This window comes from Brevundimonas mediterranea, from assembly GCF_014196125.1.
GTDB lineage: Bacteria > Pseudomonadota > Alphaproteobacteria > Caulobacterales > Caulobacteraceae > Brevundimonas > Brevundimonas mediterranea.
In genome coordinates, this window is the sequence record NZ_JACIDA010000001.1 from 154,559 (window position 1) to 171,603 (window position 17,045).

22 protein-coding genes are annotated in these 17,045 nt (G+C 67.7%); 11 read left to right on the top strand and 11 right to left on the bottom strand.

The annotated features are described in order from the left end of the window. Window positions 1-13 precede the first annotated feature (13 nt). Window positions 14-256, bottom strand: a complete 243-nt coding sequence (locus GGR11_RS00810; RefSeq protein WP_035308935.1) for a helix-turn-helix domain-containing protein — start codon at window positions 254-256, stop codon at window positions 14-16. Continuing rightward, complete coding sequence (locus tag GGR11_RS00815) at window positions 257-742, bottom strand: DUF2975 domain-containing protein (protein WP_183194909.1); 486 nt, start codon at window positions 740-742, stop codon at window positions 257-259. A gap of 98 nt (window positions 743-840) precedes the next feature. On the opposite strand from GGR11_RS00815, the gene GGR11_RS00820 reads away from it, so the two are divergent. Further along, window positions 841-1,776, top strand: a complete 936-nt coding sequence (locus GGR11_RS00820; RefSeq protein ID WP_183194910.1) for an ABC transporter ATP-binding protein — start codon at window positions 841-843, stop codon at window positions 1,774-1,776. Continuing rightward, window positions 1,776-2,498, top strand: a complete 723-nt coding sequence (locus GGR11_RS00825) for an ABC transporter permease (RefSeq protein WP_183194911.1) — start codon at window positions 1,776-1,778, stop codon at window positions 2,496-2,498. The genes GGR11_RS00820 and GGR11_RS00825 overlap by 1 nt, the downstream gene beginning before the upstream one ends. Before the next feature lie 7 nt (window positions 2,499-2,505). On the opposite strand, the gene bfr is transcribed toward GGR11_RS00825, so the two are convergent. Next, the gene (gene bfr, locus GGR11_RS00830; RefSeq protein WP_008259683.1) at window positions 2,506-3,006 is read right to left on the bottom strand and encodes a bacterioferritin; all 501 of its coding nucleotides are present in this window, start codon (window positions 3,004-3,006) and stop codon (window positions 2,506-2,508) included. Between the two features lie 138 nt (window positions 3,007-3,144). Then, complete coding sequence (locus GGR11_RS00835) at window positions 3,145-3,330, bottom strand: (2Fe-2S)-binding protein (RefSeq protein WP_183194912.1); 186 nt, start codon at window positions 3,328-3,330, stop codon at window positions 3,145-3,147. 131 nt (window positions 3,331-3,461) lie between these two features. Here GGR11_RS00835 and thiE point away from each other — a divergent pair, with 131 nt between their 5' ends. The 3 genes from thiE (at window position 3,462) to GGR11_RS00850 (ending at window position 6,829) form a co-directional block, all read left to right on the top strand. Beyond that, window positions 3,462-4,115, top strand: coding sequence for a thiamine phosphate synthase (gene thiE / locus GGR11_RS00840; RefSeq protein ID WP_183194913.1), 654 nt, complete (start codon window positions 3,462-3,464; stop codon window positions 4,113-4,115). A 73-nt stretch (window positions 4,116-4,188) separates the two neighbouring features. Beyond that, entirely contained in the window at window positions 4,189-5,871 is a 1,683-nt protein-coding gene (locus tag GGR11_RS00845; protein WP_183194914.1) for a sensor histidine kinase, read from the top strand. Between the two features lie 616 nt (window positions 5,872-6,487). Further along, the gene (locus GGR11_RS00850; RefSeq protein WP_050771657.1) at window positions 6,488-6,829 is read left to right on the top strand and encodes a hypothetical protein; all 342 of its coding nucleotides are present in this window, start codon (window positions 6,488-6,490) and stop codon (window positions 6,827-6,829) included. Between the two features lie 6 nt (window positions 6,830-6,835). Here the strand turns inward: GGR11_RS00850 and GGR11_RS00855 are convergent, their stop codons facing one another. Beyond that, entirely contained in the window at window positions 6,836-7,177 is a 342-nt protein-coding gene (locus GGR11_RS00855) for a VOC family protein (protein ID WP_183194915.1), read from the bottom strand. Window positions 7,178-7,276: 99 nt separating this feature from the next. Between GGR11_RS00855 and GGR11_RS00860 the strand changes: the two genes are divergently transcribed. Further along, complete coding sequence (locus tag GGR11_RS00860) at window positions 7,277-7,420, top strand: hypothetical protein (protein WP_183194916.1); 144 nt, start codon at window positions 7,277-7,279, stop codon at window positions 7,418-7,420. Between the two features lie 26 nt (window positions 7,421-7,446). Here GGR11_RS00860 and aroC read toward each other — a convergent pair whose 3' ends face one another. From aroC to GGR11_RS00880, 4 genes are read right to left on the bottom strand one after another with little or no spacing between them, the layout of a single operon-like run. Then, complete coding sequence (gene aroC, locus GGR11_RS00865; RefSeq protein ID WP_183194918.1) at window positions 7,447-8,532, bottom strand: chorismate synthase; 1,086 nt, start codon at window positions 8,530-8,532, stop codon at window positions 7,447-7,449. Window positions 8,533-8,540: 8 nt separating this feature from the next. Then, on the bottom strand, window positions 8,541-8,912 hold the full coding sequence (locus GGR11_RS00870) for a type II toxin-antitoxin system VapC family toxin (protein WP_183194919.1): 372 nt from the start codon (window positions 8,910-8,912) through the stop codon (window positions 8,541-8,543). Then, window positions 8,909-9,112 (bottom strand): type II toxin-antitoxin system VapB family antitoxin, encoded by a 204-nt coding sequence (locus GGR11_RS00875; protein ID WP_183194920.1) that lies wholly within the window; start codon window positions 9,110-9,112, stop codon window positions 8,909-8,911. The genes GGR11_RS00870 and GGR11_RS00875 overlap by 4 nt, the downstream gene beginning before the upstream one ends. Window positions 9,113-9,170: 58 nt before the next feature. Next, a complete protein-coding gene (locus tag GGR11_RS00880; RefSeq protein ID WP_183194922.1) occupies window positions 9,171-9,905 on the bottom strand; it encodes a DnaJ C-terminal domain-containing protein in 735 nt (244 codons plus the stop codon). A gap of 180 nt (window positions 9,906-10,085) precedes the next feature. Here GGR11_RS00880 and pdxH point away from each other — a divergent pair, with 180 nt between their 5' ends. Both pdxH and GGR11_RS00890 read left to right on the top strand, forming a co-directional pair. Continuing rightward, on the top strand, window positions 10,086-10,760 hold the full coding sequence (gene pdxH, locus GGR11_RS00885; protein WP_183194923.1) for a pyridoxamine 5'-phosphate oxidase: 675 nt from the start codon (window positions 10,086-10,088) through the stop codon (window positions 10,758-10,760). Window positions 10,761-10,837: 77 nt separating this feature from the next. Then, the gene (locus GGR11_RS00890) at window positions 10,838-12,433 is read left to right on the top strand and encodes a carboxylesterase/lipase family protein (protein ID WP_183194925.1); all 1,596 of its coding nucleotides are present in this window, start codon (window positions 10,838-10,840) and stop codon (window positions 12,431-12,433) included. On the opposite strand, the gene GGR11_RS00895 is transcribed toward GGR11_RS00890, so the two are convergent. Both GGR11_RS00895 and GGR11_RS00900 read right to left on the bottom strand, forming a co-directional pair. After that, the gene (locus GGR11_RS00895; RefSeq protein WP_183194927.1) at window positions 12,434-13,489 is read right to left on the bottom strand and encodes a L,D-transpeptidase family protein; all 1,056 of its coding nucleotides are present in this window, start codon (window positions 13,487-13,489) and stop codon (window positions 12,434-12,436) included. 46 nt (window positions 13,490-13,535) lie between these two features. Next, window positions 13,536-13,697: a hypothetical protein gene (locus tag GGR11_RS00900; RefSeq protein WP_008259259.1), complete on the bottom strand. Its 162-nt coding sequence runs from the start codon at window positions 13,695-13,697 to the stop codon at window positions 13,536-13,538. Between the two features lie 175 nt (window positions 13,698-13,872). Between GGR11_RS00900 and GGR11_RS00905 the strand changes: the two genes are divergently transcribed. From GGR11_RS00905 to GGR11_RS00915, 3 genes are all read left to right on the top strand, one after another. After that, complete coding sequence (locus tag GGR11_RS00905; protein WP_183194929.1) at window positions 13,873-15,033, top strand: GNAT family N-acetyltransferase; 1,161 nt, start codon at window positions 13,873-13,875, stop codon at window positions 15,031-15,033. Between the two features lie 10 nt (window positions 15,034-15,043). After that, window positions 15,044-15,958, top strand: coding sequence for a transcriptional regulator (locus GGR11_RS00910; RefSeq protein WP_183194930.1), 915 nt, complete (start codon window positions 15,044-15,046; stop codon window positions 15,956-15,958). A gap of 84 nt (window positions 15,959-16,042) precedes the next feature. Next, window positions 16,043-16,930 (top strand): GIN domain-containing protein, encoded by an 888-nt coding sequence (locus GGR11_RS00915; protein ID WP_183194932.1) that lies wholly within the window; start codon window positions 16,043-16,045, stop codon window positions 16,928-16,930. Window positions 16,931-17,045: the final 115 nt, after the last annotated feature.

Below are 17,045 nucleotides of genomic sequence, written 5' to 3' on the forward strand. Positions count from 1 at the left end.
GGGCGCGGTTCCGTCAGACCTCTTCCGGCTCGACTGGTTCCATCTCGCGCGGATCGAAATCATAGTCCAGCAGGTCGCCGGGGCGACACTCCAGAACGGCGCATAGTCGCGACAGGGTGCTGAAGCGAATGCCCTTCACCTTGCCGGACCGGAACAGGGAGAACTGGGTTTCGCTCAGGCCGACCTGGGCGGCGACATCGCGCGCCTTCAGGCCCTTGCGGACCATCAGATCATTCAGGGTCACGCGAACGGGCATTCAGATCATTTCGTCCATCTCGGCCTGCAGCAGGCCCGCCTGATCGATCACCCGTCCCAGAAGGAAGAGGGCGCCGCCGATCATGCCCAGGGTCATGCCGGCGACGTCGAAATAGGCCCAACTGCTCCGCTCGTCGCCCAGAAGCCGCATCAGATTGGTGACGCCGAACACGCTGAGCAGCCCGCCGAAGCCCAGCGCCAGCCCCACACGACGCAGGGCGGACGACAGGGTGGGCTGGATCAGCCGCCCCTTGGCCAGCTGCCCCAGCGCCGACCCAATCGACCAGACGGCGAAGAGATAGAGAAGCGTAGGCGAGGCCCAGACGATCTCCCGAAGCAGCAGCAGAACCGGCCGCTGTTCGCCGGCCATGAAGAACGCGACCGGCGCCAAGGCCAACAGTCCGCCGACGCTGCAGACCATGAAGATCGCGAGCCATCTGAATTGGCGGCACATGCGGCGGAAACGGGCGAGATCGTCGGCGGCCATGGGGTGTGTCCGGGGCTTGGAATCTGTCTTGTCTTTAATCTTGACTTAAAAATCAGACGCCCGCAACTTTATCTAAGAGTTAAACAAAAGGGCGCGGCATGGCGGCGATCGAGACGGAGGGACTGACGCGGGTCTTCGGACGTCGGCGGGTGGTTGACGGGGTGTCCATGTCGGCGCCGGACCGGGCGGTTTACGGCTTTCTGGGCCGCAACGGCGCCGGCAAGAGCACGACGATGAAGATGCTGATCGGCTTGTTGCGCCCGACCTCGGGCGTGGCGCGGATCTGCGGCGTCGATGTGACGCGTGACCGGATGAGGGCGGCGCGCAGGATCGGGGCCCTGCTCGAGGCGCATGGCTTCTATGGCCATCTGACGGGCCGCGAGAACCTGGACCTGTCTCGACGCCTGCTGGGTTTGCCGGCGACCGAGATCGACCGGGTGCTGGCGGTTGTCGACATGTTGCGCGACGGCGGTCGCCGAGTCAGCGACTATTCGCTGGGCATGCGTCAGAGACTGGGGATCGCGCGGGCCATGCTGGGTTCGCCGCCGGTGCTCCTGCTGGACGAGCCGACCAACGGCCTGGATCCCGACGGCATTGCGGACATGCGACGATTCCTGCGCGAACTGCCGGACCGGGCAGGGGCGACCGTGCTGCTGTCCAGCCACCTGCTGGGGGAGATCGAGCAGACGGCCAGCCACGTCGGCATCATTCACGAGGGTCGGCTGGTGGTGGAGGGTGAACTGAGCCGGTTGAAGGCCGATCTGGCGCCCGAGATCGGTCTGCGCGTCGATGATCCGGATCGGGCCCGCGCGGTGCTGCGGACCCGTGACCTGACCCTGAGCAAGGACGCCGAAGGCCTGGTGGCCCGGTTGCGTCCCGGCGACGATCACGACCAGGTCTCCGCCGCCCTCAATCGCGATCTGATCGCCGCCGGCGTGTCCGTCTTCGCCATAGGGCCGCGCGCCCGTTCGCTGGAAAGCATCTACCGCGCCGCCTCCACCCCGATCCCCTCCCGTCATCCGGAGACCGTCTGATGCTCGCCGTCCTGTCCGTCGAAATCTGCAAGCTCAACCGCTCCCTGGCCCTGCTGTTGGCAGGCGCCGCCCCAGCTCTGATCGCCATCTTCGCCTTCGCCATGATGATGCGTTCCCAACGGCCGTCGGAATGGTCGATGTGGATCGGCAGCGGCACGGCGATCTGGGCCTATTTCATGATGCCCATGTGCGTCACCGCCCTGACCGCCCTGGTCGCCCATATGGAGCATGCGCCGCGCAGCTGGGACCATCTGCGGGCCCTGTCGGTTCCGCGCTGGACCCTGTACGCTTCAAAGGCGGTCTGTGTGATCGGCCTGGTGCTGATCATGAGCGCGGCCATGCTGGCCATGACGATCGGGGCTGTGGTCCTCGGCGGCCTCATAAAGCCGGAGACGGCGGCGGCAGGACGACTGGACCTCGCAGGTCATGCCTGGACCCTGGCCAAGGTCGCGGCTGCAGCAATTCTGATGATCGCCATCCAGTTCTGGACGGCGATCCGGTTCGCCAGCTTCGTTCCCGGTCTGGTGTTGGGCATCGGCGGCGCCTTCTTCGCCGTCGTCGCGACATCGGCGAAACAGGGCGTCTTCATGCCCTGGCAGATGCCGGTGAACATCCTGGCGACCGAGGCGTGGCGCGTTCAGACTGCCTTGACGCTGGGCGGCGGTCTGGGTCTCGTCGTCCTCGCGGCGGCGGTGATCCACCTGGCCCGCCGCGAGGGCTGAGGATCGATCAGCCGCCGGTGGCGCTGTTGTCGGTGACAATTTCCTTCATGGCCGACTGCAGATAGTTCTGCGCGCCCATCAGTTCGATCAGCTTGTGCTGGTTTTCCAGGAAGTCGATGTGTTCCTCGGTGTCGGCCAGAATCTTCATCAGCAGGTCGCGGCTGACGTAGTCACGGGTCTCTTCACACAGGGTCACGGCGGCGGCGGTCGCGACGCGGCTATCCAGTTCCAGTTGCAGGTCGGCGCCCAGGCATTCGATCGGATCCTCGCCGACCTTCAGCTTGTGCAGGTCCTGCAGATTCGGCAGGCCGTCCAGGAAGAGGATGCGTTTGATCAGCATGTCGGCGTGCTTCATCTCGCCGATCGATTCTTCGTAGATGACGTGTCCCAGGTGAGCCAGGCCCCAGCTTTCGAACATGCGCGCATGCAGGAAATACTGGTTCACCGCCGTCAGCTCGTTGGTGAGCACCGCGTTCAGCGTGCGGAGGATAGCGGGGTCGCCCTTCATGGCCGTGTCCTTGGTCTTGCGACGGCGCCTTCGCCGTCTGTCGAGCGACGCAATACCACAGCAAAAGCGACGATGCTTATTTGCGAGTTCTTATCACTGCATTGATAGTGCGAGTGATTTTCGGCAGCGGGACGGCGGCTATTCAGCCGCCAGCGCGAAGGCTTCGCGGCTATCCTGGATCATCTGCCGCATTTCGCAGACGCATTTGGCGCATTGGGCCTGGCACTGGTGGCTGGCGAAGATGTCGCGCGGCCGACAGGCGCCGGCCTCGATGGCCTGGGCCACATCCCGCTTGCGAAGACCATTGCAGTTACAGACGTACACGAGATTTCTACGCGTTCCACCGACTGAGAATGGTTCGCTATAGCACCCCTTAAGGCGATTGCAAGTCGTTCGCATGGATGTGCGACGACGGACCCGTTGACGAATGGTCGCAGGAGGGGGAAGTCAGCCCCATGGCCAGAACCCCGACCGTTCCCGACCGCCCGCCCTGCCGGCTGTATCTGATCACCCCGCCCGCGATCCCTGATCTGGACGCCTTCGCCACGACCCTGGACGAGGCCCTGGGCGCCGGCGACGTGGCGGCCCTGCAGATTCGGCTCAAGCCCGCCGACGACGCCGCCATTTGCGCGGCCGTTGAGCGGCTGGCGCCGATCGCGCGGCGTCATGGGGTGGCGGTCCTGCTGAACGACCGACCCGATCTGGCGAAGGCGACGGGCTGCGACGGGGTTCATATCGGCCAGGAGGACGGTTCGCTGGCCGAGGCGCGGCGCATCCTGGGACCGGACGCCATGATCGGCGTGACCTGCCACGACGACCGCGACCTGGCCTGGGACGCGGCCGAGGGCGGGGCGGATTATGTCGCCTTCGGCGCCTTCTATCCGACCGACACCAAGACGACGATCCACCGACCCGGTCTGGAGATCCTGACGGTCTGGCAGGAGACCGTCGAGACGCCCTGCGTCGCCATCGGCGGAATCACCATCGAGACGGCGGCGGAGGTGGCGCGCGCGGGCGCAGATTTCATCGCCGTCAGCGCCGGAGTCTGGACCTATGACGCAGGTCCAGCTTCAGCGGTTAAGGACTTCAATCATAGATTGAATAATTAGCGTGTGACCATGTTTCAGGGGATATTAGGAACCGCATGGTTTGATGGCGCGATCAATCGCCTCGAGATCCTGCATGACCCTGAGCCGCGTGCTCGACATCGATGTCGCGGCGCCGCCGACGCAGCCGTCGGGCGCGCGCATGCGCGCGGCTGAGCCGAGCAGCGGCGATGTCTTCGCCCACCCCTTGATTCCCGTGATGACCGGCGTGGTTGTCGCTGTTCTGGCTGCGGTGTCTATCGGCTGGGCCAATAGTCTGGGGCTCATCTCTGGACTTTGGGGCGTATGCGGAGTGGCGGTCGCCGTCTGGCTTCGGACCGGGCGGGGGCGGCGTCACGACGTGGCCTTCGCCACCGTCCTGATGATCAGCATCCTGATCGGCGAGTTGATTGCCGGCTACAAGCCCCTGCTGTCCCTGCTGTTCGCCCTGGCGAACATGGTGGAGGTCATCGGGGCGGTTCTTCTGGCGCGCCGCTTCGCCCCGACGCTGAACGTGTCCAGCCTGAACGGCGTGGCGCGGTTTCTCATTTGCACGGCGGCTCTCGCGCCGATTCCGGCGGGCGTGTTCGCGTCGATCGCCTTGGCGCCGTTCGGTTCGGGCGACGTGCTGGAAACGTTTCAGACCTGGTGGTTCGGTCATGCGCTTGGCCTGGCCGTCATAGGCACGCTCGGCTTGTCTCTGACCTGGTCCACCCTGGCCCGTCTCACCCGCCCCGGCGCGCTGTTGGAGGCCGGCCTGTTGCTGGCGGGGGTGGCGGCTGTCCAGTTCCTCGGCCTGACCGGCCGTGCTGAGATCGGTGTGGCGATGATCCCGTTGTTGCTGGGGGTCGCGGTCCGACTCGGCGTCGCGGGCACGGCCTTCAGCCTGCTGGTCGTCACCCTGCTGTCGGTCGGGGGCGCCATGCTCGGCTACGGTCCCCATGTCGAGACCCTGAGCCGGTCGGAACAGGTTCTGGCGGCCCAGCTCCAGGTTCTGGTCGGCTATATGCCGATCCTGTTGGTCGCGGCCCTTCTGGAGGAGCGCGACCGTCTGTCCGAACGGGCGCGATCCGGGCAGGTCCGGGCGGAGCGCGCCTCGGAGGCCAAGTCGCGCCTGCTGGCCAATGTGGCGCATGAGATCAAGAGCCCGGTCGCCGGCGTGATCGGCATCGGCAATCTGTGGTCGACCGGCCAGCTCGGGCCTGTCACGCCCCAGCAGTCGGAAATGGCCGACGTGCTGGTCAAGACCGCGCGCCAGGTGGAGGCGCTTGCCCACGACCTGCTCGATGTGGCGCGAGCCGAGTCCGGCGCGGTCAAGGTCGATCTGCGGCCGACCGATATTCCCGGCCTGCTGGAAGACGTCAGGCGTGCAGCCATGCTCAGGTCGGAAGCCCAGTCGGTGGATGTGCAGGTGGTCTGCGAGGGCGACGGTCTGATCGCGGTGGCCGATTCTCAGCGATTGGCGCAGGTGATCGACAATCTGACCAGCAACGCCCTCAAATACGGCGGCTCGGGCGGGCGGGTGATTCTGCGGGCGCTTCGTGCGGACCAGCATATCCGCATCGAAGTGGTCGATTTCGGCCCGGGCCTGTCCTCGCAGAAGCAATCGCAGCTGTTCGAGCCCTTCAACCGTCTGGGACTGGAGCGATCCAGCGTGGAGGGCCACGGCGTCGGTCTGGCCATCGCCAAACGACTGGTCGAACTGCAGGGCGGCGCCATCGGCGTGATCTCGAGCCCCGGCGAGGGCGCGACCTTCTGGGTGAATCTGCCGCACGCCTGACCGCACGCTTGCGGTTCCTACGGCGCCGGGTAATGGTCCGGCCATGGTCGTCATCGCTCTCGCCGTCGCTCTTGTGTCCGGGCAGGACACGTCCACGCCGCGCTCGGCCTCGGATCTGACTCGCGATCTCAACAGCGGACCGCCGTTCGCGACCTCCGCCCCAACCTCGGCTCCTGTTTCGGCCCCCGCGCAGGTCGCCCCCACGCCGGTCGCCCCGGCGCCTGCGCCCGTCCGGGCGGAGCCGGCCCCGCAGTCCAGGCCTGCGCCGCAGCCCTCGACCTTGACCCGCGACCTGAACAGCGCGCGGGCCTCGACCGCCCCGCCCGTGACGCCCGGGGCTCAGACGCCCGCTGCCCAAACGCCTGCTGCCCAAACGCCTGCTGCCCAAACGCCTGCTGCCCAGAGGCCGGTTACGCCGCCGCCTGCTCAGACCCCTGTCCGGTCTCCCTCGACCGCCCCCGTCGTCCAGCGCCCCACAGCCGCCGCGCCGACGCCTGCCCCGGTTCAGGCCAGTCCCGTCCGGCCTGCGCCTGCGCCCGCGCCAACCCAGACGCCGTCAACGGTCGCCCCGGCGCCTGCGCCCCCCGTCGCGCCTCAAGGGTTGGACGCTGCGGCCATGGCCGCCTTGCCGTTCACGCTGGATCTGCCGTCCGGAACCGTGCTGACCCAGTCGCGCGCCGGCGCTGACGCCCGAATCTACGCCGTCCGTCGCGGGGACACGGTTCTGGTCATGATCTACGCGGGGCCGGCGTCGCAGTTTCCCATCTATGACGGCCAGATGATCCAGGCCGGCGGACGGGCCTCCATCGTCGTGACCGAGGGCGGACGCCGCCTGGCCATCGAGCATCTGTTCCAGCGTGCGACCGCGCCGCTGGAAATCCACGTCTGGGTGGCGTCGCCGGACGGCGCCGACCGCGAACAGGGCGAACGGATCGCCCAATCGGTCGACGCCCGCTAGGCGATCTCAGTTTTCGGACCAGACCGCCATTTCGGTTCCCGCCGGATCGGCGAAATGGAACCGCCGGCCGCCGGGAAAGGCGTAGATCGGCTTCCGGATCACGCCGCCCGCCGCCTGGACCTTGGCCTGCATGGCGTCCAGATCGTGGGCGTAAAGGATGGGCAGGGGCGTCTTGGTCCGCTCGGCCAGATCGGCGTCGAACCCTCCATCCAGTCCCTGGTCGAAGGCGGCGTAGGTCGGGCCGTAATCGACGAAGGTCCAGCCGAAGGCCCGGCTGTAGAATTCCTTGGTTTCGGGGAGGCTGGCGGCGGGCAGTTCGAGGTAGTCCAGTTTTCCGTCTTCACGCACGGTTGATCTCCTGGGGTGCGGCGCCACCGACGAACCTCTCTTGCACGCCACCCGGATGTGCGCAAACCTGCAAACGGTTCGCAGTTGCAGGAGTCGCTGATGATCGTGATGACGACGGGTCTAACCGGCCTGATGGCTCTGATGCGACAGGATGATAAAACGGCCGCACGAATGGAAGAGCGCGTGCCTGTCCGCCCGACAGTGGTTTCGGACGGTCAAAAGCTGCGCGCCCGACCGGGCTGATCGACCCGCCCCTCAGTCCTTGGCCGTCAGCCCACCTGGGCGCGGTGGCGCAACAGGGCGTCGGCCAGGACGCAGGCGGCCATGGCCTCGACCACCGGCACGGCGCGAAGGGCGACGCAGGGGTCGTGGCGGCCCTTGGTGCGCAGGTCGGTTTCCTCGCCGTCGCGGGTGATGGTCTGGCGCGGCGTCAGGATTGAGGAGGTGGGTTTGAACGCCACCCGCGCCGTCACCGGCTGGCCCGTGGATATGCCGCCCAGAACCCCGCCTGCATGGTTGGACAGAAAGACCGGCTGCTTGTTCAGGTCCAGCCGCATCTGGTCGGCGTTGTCCTCGCCCGACAGTTCAGCGGCTTCAAAGCCGGCGCCGATCTCGACGCCTTTGGCGGCGTTGATCGACATCAGGGCGGCTGCCAGTTCGGAATCCAGCTTGCCGTACAGGGGCGCGCCCCAGCCGGCCGGCACGCCTGTGACCTCCAGGGCGACCACGGCGCCGATGGACGAGCCGGCCTTGCGGATATCGTCCAGATAGGCCTCCCACGGGGACACGACGGCGCGCGACGCGGCGAACAGGGGATTGTTGTGGACGGCGTCAAAATCAATGTCTTCAGGGGCGATCCGGTGCGGCCCGATCTGGACCACGCCGGCGCGGATCTTCACGCCGTCGCCCAGCACCTTGCGCGCCACGGCGCCCGCCGCCACCCGGCTGGCGGTTTCCCGCGCCGAGGACCGTCCGCCGCCGCGCGGATCACGCACGCCGTATTTGGTCTGATAGGTGAAGTCGGCGTGGCCCGGCCGATAGGCGCGGGCGATCTCGCCATAGTCCTTGGACCGCTGGTCCTCGTTCTGGATCAGGATCGAGATGGGCGTGCCGGTGGTCACCGGGCCTTCGCCGTCGTCGAACACGCCCGACAGGATCTGGGCCGTATCGCTCTCGCGCCTCTGGGTCACGAAGCGCGAACCGCCGGGCTTGCGCTGATCCAGCCAGGGCTGGAGATCGGCCTCGGTCAGCGGGATCAGCGGCGGACAGCCGTCCACGACGCAGCCGATAGCCGGCCCATGGCTCTCGCCCCAGGTGGTCACGCGAAACAGATGGCCGAAGGTGTTGTGCGACATGGCGGAACCTAATGGTCGAGGACGGCGGCCAGGTCCAGTGTCCGGGCGGCGTCCTGTAGCCGACGATCCCGCGTCCACAGCCGCGCGCCTTGCGTCAGGCGGGTGGAGGCGAGGAGGTGAAGATCCAGATAGCCGACGCCAATCCCGAAAAGACGGTTCTTTTCGATCAGGGTCAGCACCTCTTGGTGCGAGGCGGCGACAGCGGTCGGCAGGAGTGACAACTGTGTGAGAAAGGCGCGGCGGTTGGCGAGGTTTCCAGCGGCCAGTTCGCCGATGATGGCGGGATGGCACAGGATGTCCTCGCCACGAAGCCGCTCAACCAGGGTCTGGTCCGTGGAGCGCAGGTGCGCGATCCATACCGAACTGTCGGCCAGGATCATTCCTCGACCCATTCGGGGCGTCGCCGAGGCGCGGCTGTGGCTTTGGGGTCAGTTCCGCCCATGGCGGCCAGGCGACGCGCCGCCTCGCGGGCGACGAAGGCCTTCAGGGCTTCACGAATGATGGCGGACCGCTCGGACAGACCGGAGTATTCCGCCGCCATTTCCATCAGTTCGTCATCGAGCGTCACGGTGGTTCGCATGGCGTGCCTCATCAGAAACGTCACCAGATGATGCGCTTAATGACGCAGCGCTTCAAGATCAGGCCGCCAGACGCTCCGGCGCCCAGGCGCGGGTGAACCGGACCAGCAGATCCTCGGCGGCCGAGGGCGCCTCCGACGACGGGGTCAGGGTCACGAACAGATGGCCCGCAGGATGGGGACCGCGCGCCGGCAGGCCCATGGCCTTGAACCGCACCCGCGCCGGGGCCGCCATCTCCGGCGTGATCCAGGCCGAGCGGGCGCCCCCATGGGTTTCGATCTCGACCCGGCCGCCTTCGTCCAGCAGGCGCGAGGGGGTGGGCCAGGACATGAACAGGTCGTCGCCCATGACTGAAAGCCCGTCCTCGGGCCGGATCAACACCGCCAGATACAGGTCCGAACCGTCCGTCGCGCCGCCGCGCAGCCGCAGATGCTCGCCCGTGCGCAGGCCCGCCGGGACGGCGACCCGCACCGTGCGCGCGCCCAGCCTCAGTTCGACCCGCGCGCCGGCCAGCGCCTGCATCGGGCTGAGCCCCAGCACCGGCCTCGGTGCAGGGCGTTCGACGGGCGGGGCCAAGCTGGGGCGGGCGGGGGAATGGGCCTGGATCAGCCGATAGGCGGCGATCACCCGTCGGAACCGTTCGGCGTCTCCGCCGGCCTGGTCCGGGCGCGCCGCCTTCACCGCTGCCCGGAAGGCGGCTTTCAGGTCGGCGGCGTCGGTCGCGCCGTGCAGACCCAGGATCGACATGGCTTCGCGAATGACGGCGGCGTCGGATGTGGAACGGATGGCGCTCATTGCCCTACCGTTCGCGCCTTAGGGTCAATGCCGGGTTAACTTAACTTTTTAGGGCTACCGCGCTTCGCGCTGCTTGAGCCCATTAATGTTGGGCTACCGCGCTTCGCGCTGCTTGAGCCCGGGGTGTCCGTTTTGATCCGGATCATTTCCACCGTCTCTGCCACACGCTAAGTCAGATGCATGAACGCTCCCGTGATCCCGCCCAGCCCGTCGCGCGAAGAGTACGCGCGCGACTATGCCGCCGCCCTTGCCGCCAATGGCGACGAGACGATCTTTGACCGGGTCGAGCCCATCGGCTTGTTCGTCGAATGGCTGGCCGAGGCGGGGGCGCACGAGGTCAATGATTCCAACGCCATGACCCTGTCGACGGTGGACGCCGACGGCATGCCCGACGCCCGCATCGTCCTGCTGAAGGACGTGGATGGGCGCGGCTTCACCTTCTATTCGAACCGCGAGAGCGCCAAGGGGCTGGAGCTGGACGCCCGACCGGTGGCCGCCCTGACCTTCCACTGGAAGTCGTTGCGGCGTCAGGTGCGGGTGCGCGGCCAGGTGCAGCCGGTCAGCAAGGAAGAGGCCGACGCCTATTTCGCCAGCCGCGCTCGCGAGAGCCGGGTCGGCGCCTGGGCCTCGGATCAGTCTCGTCCGCTGGACACGCGTGCGACGCTGGAAGGCGCCGTGGCGCGCGAGAGCGCCCGGTTCGAGGGCGACGAGGTGCCGCGCCCCGAACGCTGGACCGGCTGGCGGGTGACGCCGCAGAGCGTCGAGTTCTGGCGCGACCGTCCGTTCCGTCTGCATGACCGGTTGCGCTTCATGCGCGACGGCGACGCCTGGACCCGCCAACGCCTCTGGCCTTGATGTCGCGGCCGTTCGGCGCGAACGAAACGCCCAGGCTTCGGCCGCGTTAAGCTCGCTCGTCTCGGCCAAGGGTCTTCATGCGTTTTCTGCCGCTTCTGTTCGCGTCTCTGCTGCTTGCGGCCTGCGCCACCCATCCCGGCAAGGTCGATCATGTCCGGTTCGCCGGCGACGCCCGGTCCGTGCTGGCGACGACCCAGGCCGGGACGGTGCGCGGCGTTCAAGGCGCAGGAGTGCGCGCCTTCCTGGGCGTGCCCTTCGCCCGTCCGCCGGTCGGCGACCTGCGCTGGCGCGCGCCCCAGCCAGTCGAGGCCTGGCCCGGCGTGCGTGATGCGACCCGTCTGGGGTCCGACTGCACTCAGGCCATTGGGCGCAAGGCCATTCTGGGCGGGGGCGGCGGGATCGTGGTCGGGTCTGAGGACTGTCTGTATTTGAACATCTACGCCCCGGCCGGAGACGCCGGCCAGCCCCGCCCGGTGATGGTCTATATTCCCGGCGGCGCCTTCACCATCGGTTCGGGCGCCAACTATGATCCGTCGAAACTGGCCGCCGATCAGGATCGGGTGGTCGTCACCCTGAACTACCGCCTCGGCGCTATCGGCTGGCTGGCCCATCCGCAGTTTCAGGCCGAGGGCGAAGGGTTCGGCGGCAATTTCGGCCTGATGGATCAGCAGGCGGCCCTGCAATGGGTGCATCAGAACATCGCGGCCTTCGGCGGCGATCCGGCCAATGTCACTCTGTTCGCCGAGAGCGCGGGGGCTTGGACGGCCTGCTACCTGATGGCCTCGCCCAGGTCCGAGGGCCTGTACCAGCGTGTCATCCTGCAGAGCGGCGGCTGTCTGGAGCCGTCGTCCCTGGTCAGTGCGGAGGAGGCGGCCAGAACGGGGCCGATGTTCGCGGAAAAACTGGGGTGTGGCGGCGCTGATCAGATCGGCTGCCTGAAAGCCCTGCCGGCCTGGCGGTTGTCGCGCGCGCCGTCGCTGCGGGCGGGGATCAATGGGCCGGGGTCGTGGGGACCGGTCCATACCGACGCGACCGTGCCGGAAAACCCAGCCGTGGCGATCCAGGAGGGCCGCTTCACCCGCGTGCCGGTCATTGTCGGTACGAACCTGGACGAGGGCCGGTTGTTCGCCAACGAGGTCAAGGACATGGATCGCTACCAGAAGGAGACGATCTGGATGTACGGCGATGTCGGTCCGCGCGTGCTGGACCGCTATCCGGTCGGTCCTGAGGGGCCGGCCTACGCCATCGCCACAAACTTCACCGACCAGAGGTTCGCCTGTCCCTCACAGGCCCTGCGGCGACAGTTGTCTCGCTATGTGCCGGTCTGGGGCTATGAGTTCGCGGATCGCGACGCGCCCTTCATCCTGCCGGATTGGATCGTCGGGCTGGACCTTGGCGCCTATCACGCCAGCGAACTGGCCTATGTGTTCGGGACCAGTTGGGTCTTCACCGATGTGAAGCGGTTCACGCCCCAGCAAAAAGCCCTGTCCGACCGGATGCAGCGGCTGTGGGCGGGTTTCGGCCAGGCCGACTTCGGCGCCGAATGGCCCCGCGTCGAGGGTGCGGGGCCGGTGCGGGTGTTCACGGCCCAGGGCGACCGACTGGATCCAGACTTCTTCAGCCGCCACCACTGTGACTTCTGGGACGGAACGCCTTTCGGGGCCGTCCAATAGTCAGATAAACCGCACGGTCACGCCCGGCTTGACCTTGTCGGCCAGCATCCAGGCGTCCCAGTTGGTCAGGCGGACGCAGCCGTGCGAGGCGGTCTTGCCGACCAGATGCGGGTCGGGCGTGCCGTGAATGCCGTAGCTGGGCTTGTTCAGGTCGATCCAGACCACGCCGACCGGATTGTTCGGTCCTGGTTTCACCACCACCTTACGGCCCACGTCGCCGTAGCTCAGCTTGGAGGGGTCATAAGTGTAGTCGGGATTGCGGGCGACGCCGTTGACCTTGACCGTGCCGGTCGGCGTCGGATTGTCGCCGCTGCCGATGGTGGCCGGGAAATAGGCGATCAGCTTGCCGTCCGCCGCGAAGGCCTTGACCGACCCCTCGGCCTTGTTGACGTCGATATGGTCCACATCGGCGGGCAGGGGCGTGGTGTTCACCGCCGGAACCAGCAGGGGCTGACCGACACGGTTGAAGTCTGCGCCCGGATTCATCGCCCGCAGCAGGCCCTCGGTGACATGGAACCGCTCGGCCAGGGCCTCGACGATATTGGCGTAGCCCATGGCGGCCGCCTCGCCCTGGGCCTCCAGGTCGGTCGGAACCACGCCCATATAGGGACCGGCCACGTCCTGTTGAGTGATCCGATAGGTCGAGGTCACGGCGCCGATCCCCACGGCGCGAAGCCGGCCCATGATGTCGGCGTCCAGTTCGCCGGTGACGGGCAGGCCTTGCGCCTCCTGGAAGGCCGAGATCGCCTGCCGCATGTTCGAGCCGGCCAGTCCGTCGATGGCGCCAGGGGAGAAGCGCGCCCGTTCCAGCAGGATCTGGGCGCGAACCAGGGCCGCTTCCGGTTGAGCCGGGTTTTGCGCCGTCGTCGCGGGTGCGTCGGGTGCGGGCGGCGAATAGGCGCTGTTCTCGATGGCGTCGCGCGACAGGGGGCCTGACTGCGCGACTTCGGCGGCGGGGGACGTCGCCGCATCTCGGTCATTGTCGGTGGGCGGGGAACACGCGGCCAGGGTCAGGATAGCAAGACTGGGGGCGAGGCAGGCGAAACGGCGGTTCATTCAGAAGCTTTCGAACGCGATGGAGAAGGGCGGAGAGGCGTCAGGTTCAGTTCTCTTCGCCCGTCGCGGGATCGGTCGCGGTCTCGCCCGAATTGCTGGAGCCTTCCGAGCCCTTGGGTTCGGTCGCGGGGCGCGGCGGTTCGCCGTCGTGGTCCGGACGCAGGTTTTCATTCTCCACATTGCGATTGTCGGGGCGTGCGTCGGTCATCTGGGTCTCCTGGCGGAGCAGGCCTCCGCAGGATGGCAACGCGCGCGGGGCGGCGGGGCTCCCGTCTGTGGCGATATCACCCCGTTCACCATGACGATGAACTGTACCGAAACGGGCCATAGGGCAGGATGGTTTGTGGAATGGACCTTGCTCCAAGGGTCGCATGAGGACGCGCATGGCCGAAACGCTGCAGGTCGAGATCATCAGCGCGGAGGCGATGGACGCCGCCGCGATCGCCCTGTGGCGCGACTGGACTGCGACCAATCCGGCCCTGACCAGTCCCTATTTCCGCTGGGACTATACGCAGATCGCCGCCCGCGTCTGTCCGGGCGCGGCCGTGGCCGTGTTTCGGCGCGGCGGGCGGATCGTCGGCTTCTTCCCGCATCAGAAACGCGGCGGATCGGTGCAGCCGCTGGGTGCGCCGATGAACGACTATCATGGGGTGATCGCCGCCGAGGGCGAGACCATCACGCTGGAACAGGTGGCGCACCTGCTTCATGCACGCCGGTTGAACGTCCCCGGCTGGATCGGCGCGGCCGTGACCGGCCAGGCGCGTGAGACCGTTCAGGTCGTCATGCCGGACGCCGGCTTCGATGCCTGGTACGCCGAGCGTCGCGTGACCTTCGGCAAATATTTCAAGGACAAGGAACGGGCCCGCCGCAGCCTGGAGGCCGAGCTGGGGCCCGTTCGCGTCGAACGCGGCCTGCGCGACCCGGCTTTGCTGGACCAGTTGATCGATCTGAAGGCGGCGCAGTATCGCCGCTCGGGCCTGCACGACATTTTCGCCTGCGGCTGGACGCGCGACCTGCTCCACGCCCTGATGGCGGACCCCCGGCCGGATTTCGGGGCCTCAATGGCGGCCATGCGCGCCGGGGACAAACTGGTGGCGGTGGAGTTTTCGCTCCATGCTGGCGGGCACTATCATTTCTGGTTCCCAGTCTATGAGCCCAGCCTGGCGCGTTGCTCGCCGGGGATACTGCTGAGCATGGACACGATGCGGCTGGCCTCGGCCGAGGGCTTCCGGGTGTTTGACTTCGGGTTCGAGGGCGAGAGCTACAAGAAGTATTTCGTCAACGCCCGCCAGACGGTGCGCGAGGCGGTGGTGATGCGGCCGGGCCTGACCCAGGCCGTGGGCGACGCGGCGGTGGGGGTGCTGGACAAGGCGGGCGGTCGGGGCGAGGCGCTGCGAGTGTCGCTGCGCCGTCGCTGGTCCACGATCGAGGCCTGTGAGGCCTCGCCGGTGGGGCGGCTGCGCGGCGCGGCCGTCGCGGTTCGATCCGCCGTCAACAAGGCCGCCGCCCGCAAGAAGACGCCCGCCCGCGTGGCCCATGTCTGAGGATACGATCATGAGCGACCGCCGCACCCGCTATCCCGGCCCCATAGCCGAGGCCAGAACCCACCCGCACAGTCTGGTCGAACAGGGCTTCGCCGAGGATGCGGCCCTGGCCGCCGTGCTGGACCGCTATCCGGCCGAACTGTTCGACATCAATCTGTACGATTACGACGACGCGGGCCAGGTCAGCCTGCGCACCGGCGCGCGAGGGCGGCTGTCGGGCGAGGATCTCCTGGAGGCGATCAAACAGGGCCGGCTCTGGGTCAATCTGCGCGGGGTCGAGACGGCCTGGCCCGAATTGTGGGCGGCGGCGATGAAGGATTTCGCCGCGATCCAGGCGACCTATCCGGGTCTGCGGGCGGTGCGGAACGCCGGTCAGCTGATCCTGTCCTCGCCCAAGGCGCGGGTGCCCTATCATTTCGATGCGGCGGGGGTGGTTCTGTTCCACCTGCGCGGGCGCAAGCGGCTGTTCGTCTATCCGGGCGACGAGCGGCATCTGCCCGAGCGCAGCATGGAACAGGTCGTCGCGCGCCAGACGACGGAGGAACTGCCCTATGATCTGGCGTTCGAGAACGACGCCCAGATCATGGATCTGGAGCCCGGCCGCGCCCTGACCTGGCCCTTGTATGCGCCGCATCGTGTGGAGAACCTGGACCGGTTCTGCGTCAGCCTGTCGATGGATTTCCAGACCTGGCCGTCGCGGTTCCGGAACGGCGCACTGTTCACCAACGCCGTTATCCGCAGCCGGGGCGGCGAACCGCGCCTCACCGACGGCATGGCGGCGCCGGAGTTGGCGGCGCGCTGGGTGGCGTCGCTGGCTTTGAAACGAGCCGGGGCGATGAAGAGCCGGATCGCGACCTTCGAGCGCGACTTCCAGCCCGAGGTCGGCGCTGAAGACGGCGCGGGCGCCTTGAACGCCACCCGTTAATTCGAGTTCATGACCTCGAGTTAAAATGACTCGCGGGTCGCCAGCGCGCACCTTTTCCTCATATCCGGGAAAGGGAACGCCTCCATGAAAACCGCTCTGATCGCCGCCGCCGTCGCCGCCCTGACGGGGTTGGCCGCCGCCGTGCCCGCATCGGCCGGCGAAGTCGAGATCCGCAACGCCGTGGCGCGCGTGGTCGTCATCGTCGAGGACCGCCAGGACATCGCCGTCGAGGTGACGCAGGGCCGATCGAGGCTGCCGGCCGTACAGGTGCGGCGCAACGGCCGTGACGTGGAGATCGACGGCGGGCTCCGCCGCAATGGCGTCTGGGGTCGTGGCGACGGCATACGCAACTGCAACTCGGGCCGCGCAGACGCAGCCCAGCCCGGCCAGGGCGCGACGGTCGAGGTGCGCGATCTGGGCCGCATCCGGCTGGAGGACGCCCCCCTGATCATCCTGCGCACGCCGCGGAACGTGGATGTGAGCGCCGGCGGCGCCGTGTTCGGCGCCGTGGGACGCGGAGCGCGCTCGGTCGAACTCGACAGCGGCGGCTGCGGCGGCTGGACCATCGCCAATGTGGACGGCGACCTTGAGCTGGGCGTCGGGGGTTCGGGGTCGATCCGCGCCGGGACGTCGCGGACGCTGGACGCCAGCGTCGGCGGTTCAGGCTCGGTTTCGGCCGGCGGCACGGGCGACCTCAAGGTCGCCGTCGGCGGCTCGGGCAATGTGGAGGTCGCCAGCGCCAGTGGTCAGGGCGACATCTCCATCGGCGGCTCGGGCGGGGTGAACGTCCGCCAGGGTCGGATGGACAAGCTGTCGGTCGCCATCGGCGGGTCCGGGGACGTCCGCTACGGCGGAACGACCCGCGACCTCAGCGTCGCCATCGCCGGCTCGGGGAACGTCCGCGTCGCCGCCGCCACAGGCTCTGTGTCCCGCACCGTCGTCGGATCCGGGACGCTTCATATCGGGCGTTAAGACCCGTATCTCGCCGCGAGAGGAAAGGCCCCCGGTCGTGGAACCCTGGGGGCCTTTTTCGTGCGTCGAGCGGACATGAAAAAGCCCCGGCGGATCGCTCCGCCGGGGCTCTTCT

Coding starts and splice junctions, on each gene's coding strand:
- GGR11_RS00810 (WP_035308935.1), bottom strand. CDS start 256: ATGCCCGTTCGCGTGACCCTGAATGATCTGATGGTCCGCAAGGGCCTG.
- GGR11_RS00815 (WP_183194909.1), bottom strand. CDS start 742: ATGGCCGCCGACGATCTCGCCCGTTTCCGCCGCATGTGCCGCCAATTC.
- GGR11_RS00820 (WP_183194910.1), top strand. CDS start 841: ATGGCGGCGATCGAGACGGAGGGACTGACGCGGGTCTTCGGACGTCGG.
- GGR11_RS00825 (WP_183194911.1), top strand. CDS start 1,776: ATGCTCGCCGTCCTGTCCGTCGAAATCTGCAAGCTCAACCGCTCCCTG.
- bfr (WP_008259683.1), bottom strand. CDS start 3,006: ATGAAGGGCGACCCCGCTATCCTCCGCACGCTGAACGCGGTGCTCACC.
- thiE (WP_183194913.1), top strand. CDS start 3,462: ATGGCCAGAACCCCGACCGTTCCCGACCGCCCGCCCTGCCGGCTGTAT.
- GGR11_RS00845 (WP_183194914.1), top strand. CDS start 4,189: ATGACCCTGAGCCGCGTGCTCGACATCGATGTCGCGGCGCCGCCGACG.
- GGR11_RS00850 (WP_050771657.1), top strand. CDS start 6,488: ATGGCCGCCTTGCCGTTCACGCTGGATCTGCCGTCCGGAACCGTGCTG.
- GGR11_RS00860 (WP_183194916.1), top strand. CDS start 7,277: ATGATCGTGATGACGACGGGTCTAACCGGCCTGATGGCTCTGATGCGA.
- aroC (WP_183194918.1), bottom strand. CDS start 8,532: ATGTCGCACAACACCTTCGGCCATCTGTTTCGCGTGACCACCTGGGGC.
- GGR11_RS00870 (WP_183194919.1), bottom strand. CDS start 8,912: ATGATCCTGGCCGACAGTTCGGTATGGATCGCGCACCTGCGCTCCACG.
- GGR11_RS00875 (WP_183194920.1), bottom strand. CDS start 9,112: ATGCGAACCACCGTGACGCTCGATGACGAACTGATGGAAATGGCGGCG.
- GGR11_RS00880 (WP_183194922.1), bottom strand. CDS start 9,905: ATGAGCGCCATCCGTTCCACATCCGACGCCGCCGTCATTCGCGAAGCC.
- pdxH (WP_183194923.1), top strand. CDS start 10,086: ATGAACGCTCCCGTGATCCCGCCCAGCCCGTCGCGCGAAGAGTACGCG.
- GGR11_RS00890 (WP_183194925.1), top strand. CDS start 10,838: ATGCGTTTTCTGCCGCTTCTGTTCGCGTCTCTGCTGCTTGCGGCCTGC.
- GGR11_RS00895 (WP_183194927.1), bottom strand. CDS start 13,489: ATGAACCGCCGTTTCGCCTGCCTCGCCCCCAGTCTTGCTATCCTGACC.
- GGR11_RS00900 (WP_008259259.1), bottom strand. CDS start 13,697: ATGACCGACGCACGCCCCGACAATCGCAATGTGGAGAATGAAAACCTG.
- GGR11_RS00905 (WP_183194929.1), top strand. CDS start 13,873: ATGGCCGAAACGCTGCAGGTCGAGATCATCAGCGCGGAGGCGATGGAC.
- GGR11_RS00910 (WP_183194930.1), top strand. CDS start 15,044: ATGAGCGACCGCCGCACCCGCTATCCCGGCCCCATAGCCGAGGCCAGA.
- GGR11_RS00915 (WP_183194932.1), top strand. CDS start 16,043: ATGAAAACCGCTCTGATCGCCGCCGCCGTCGCCGCCCTGACGGGGTTG.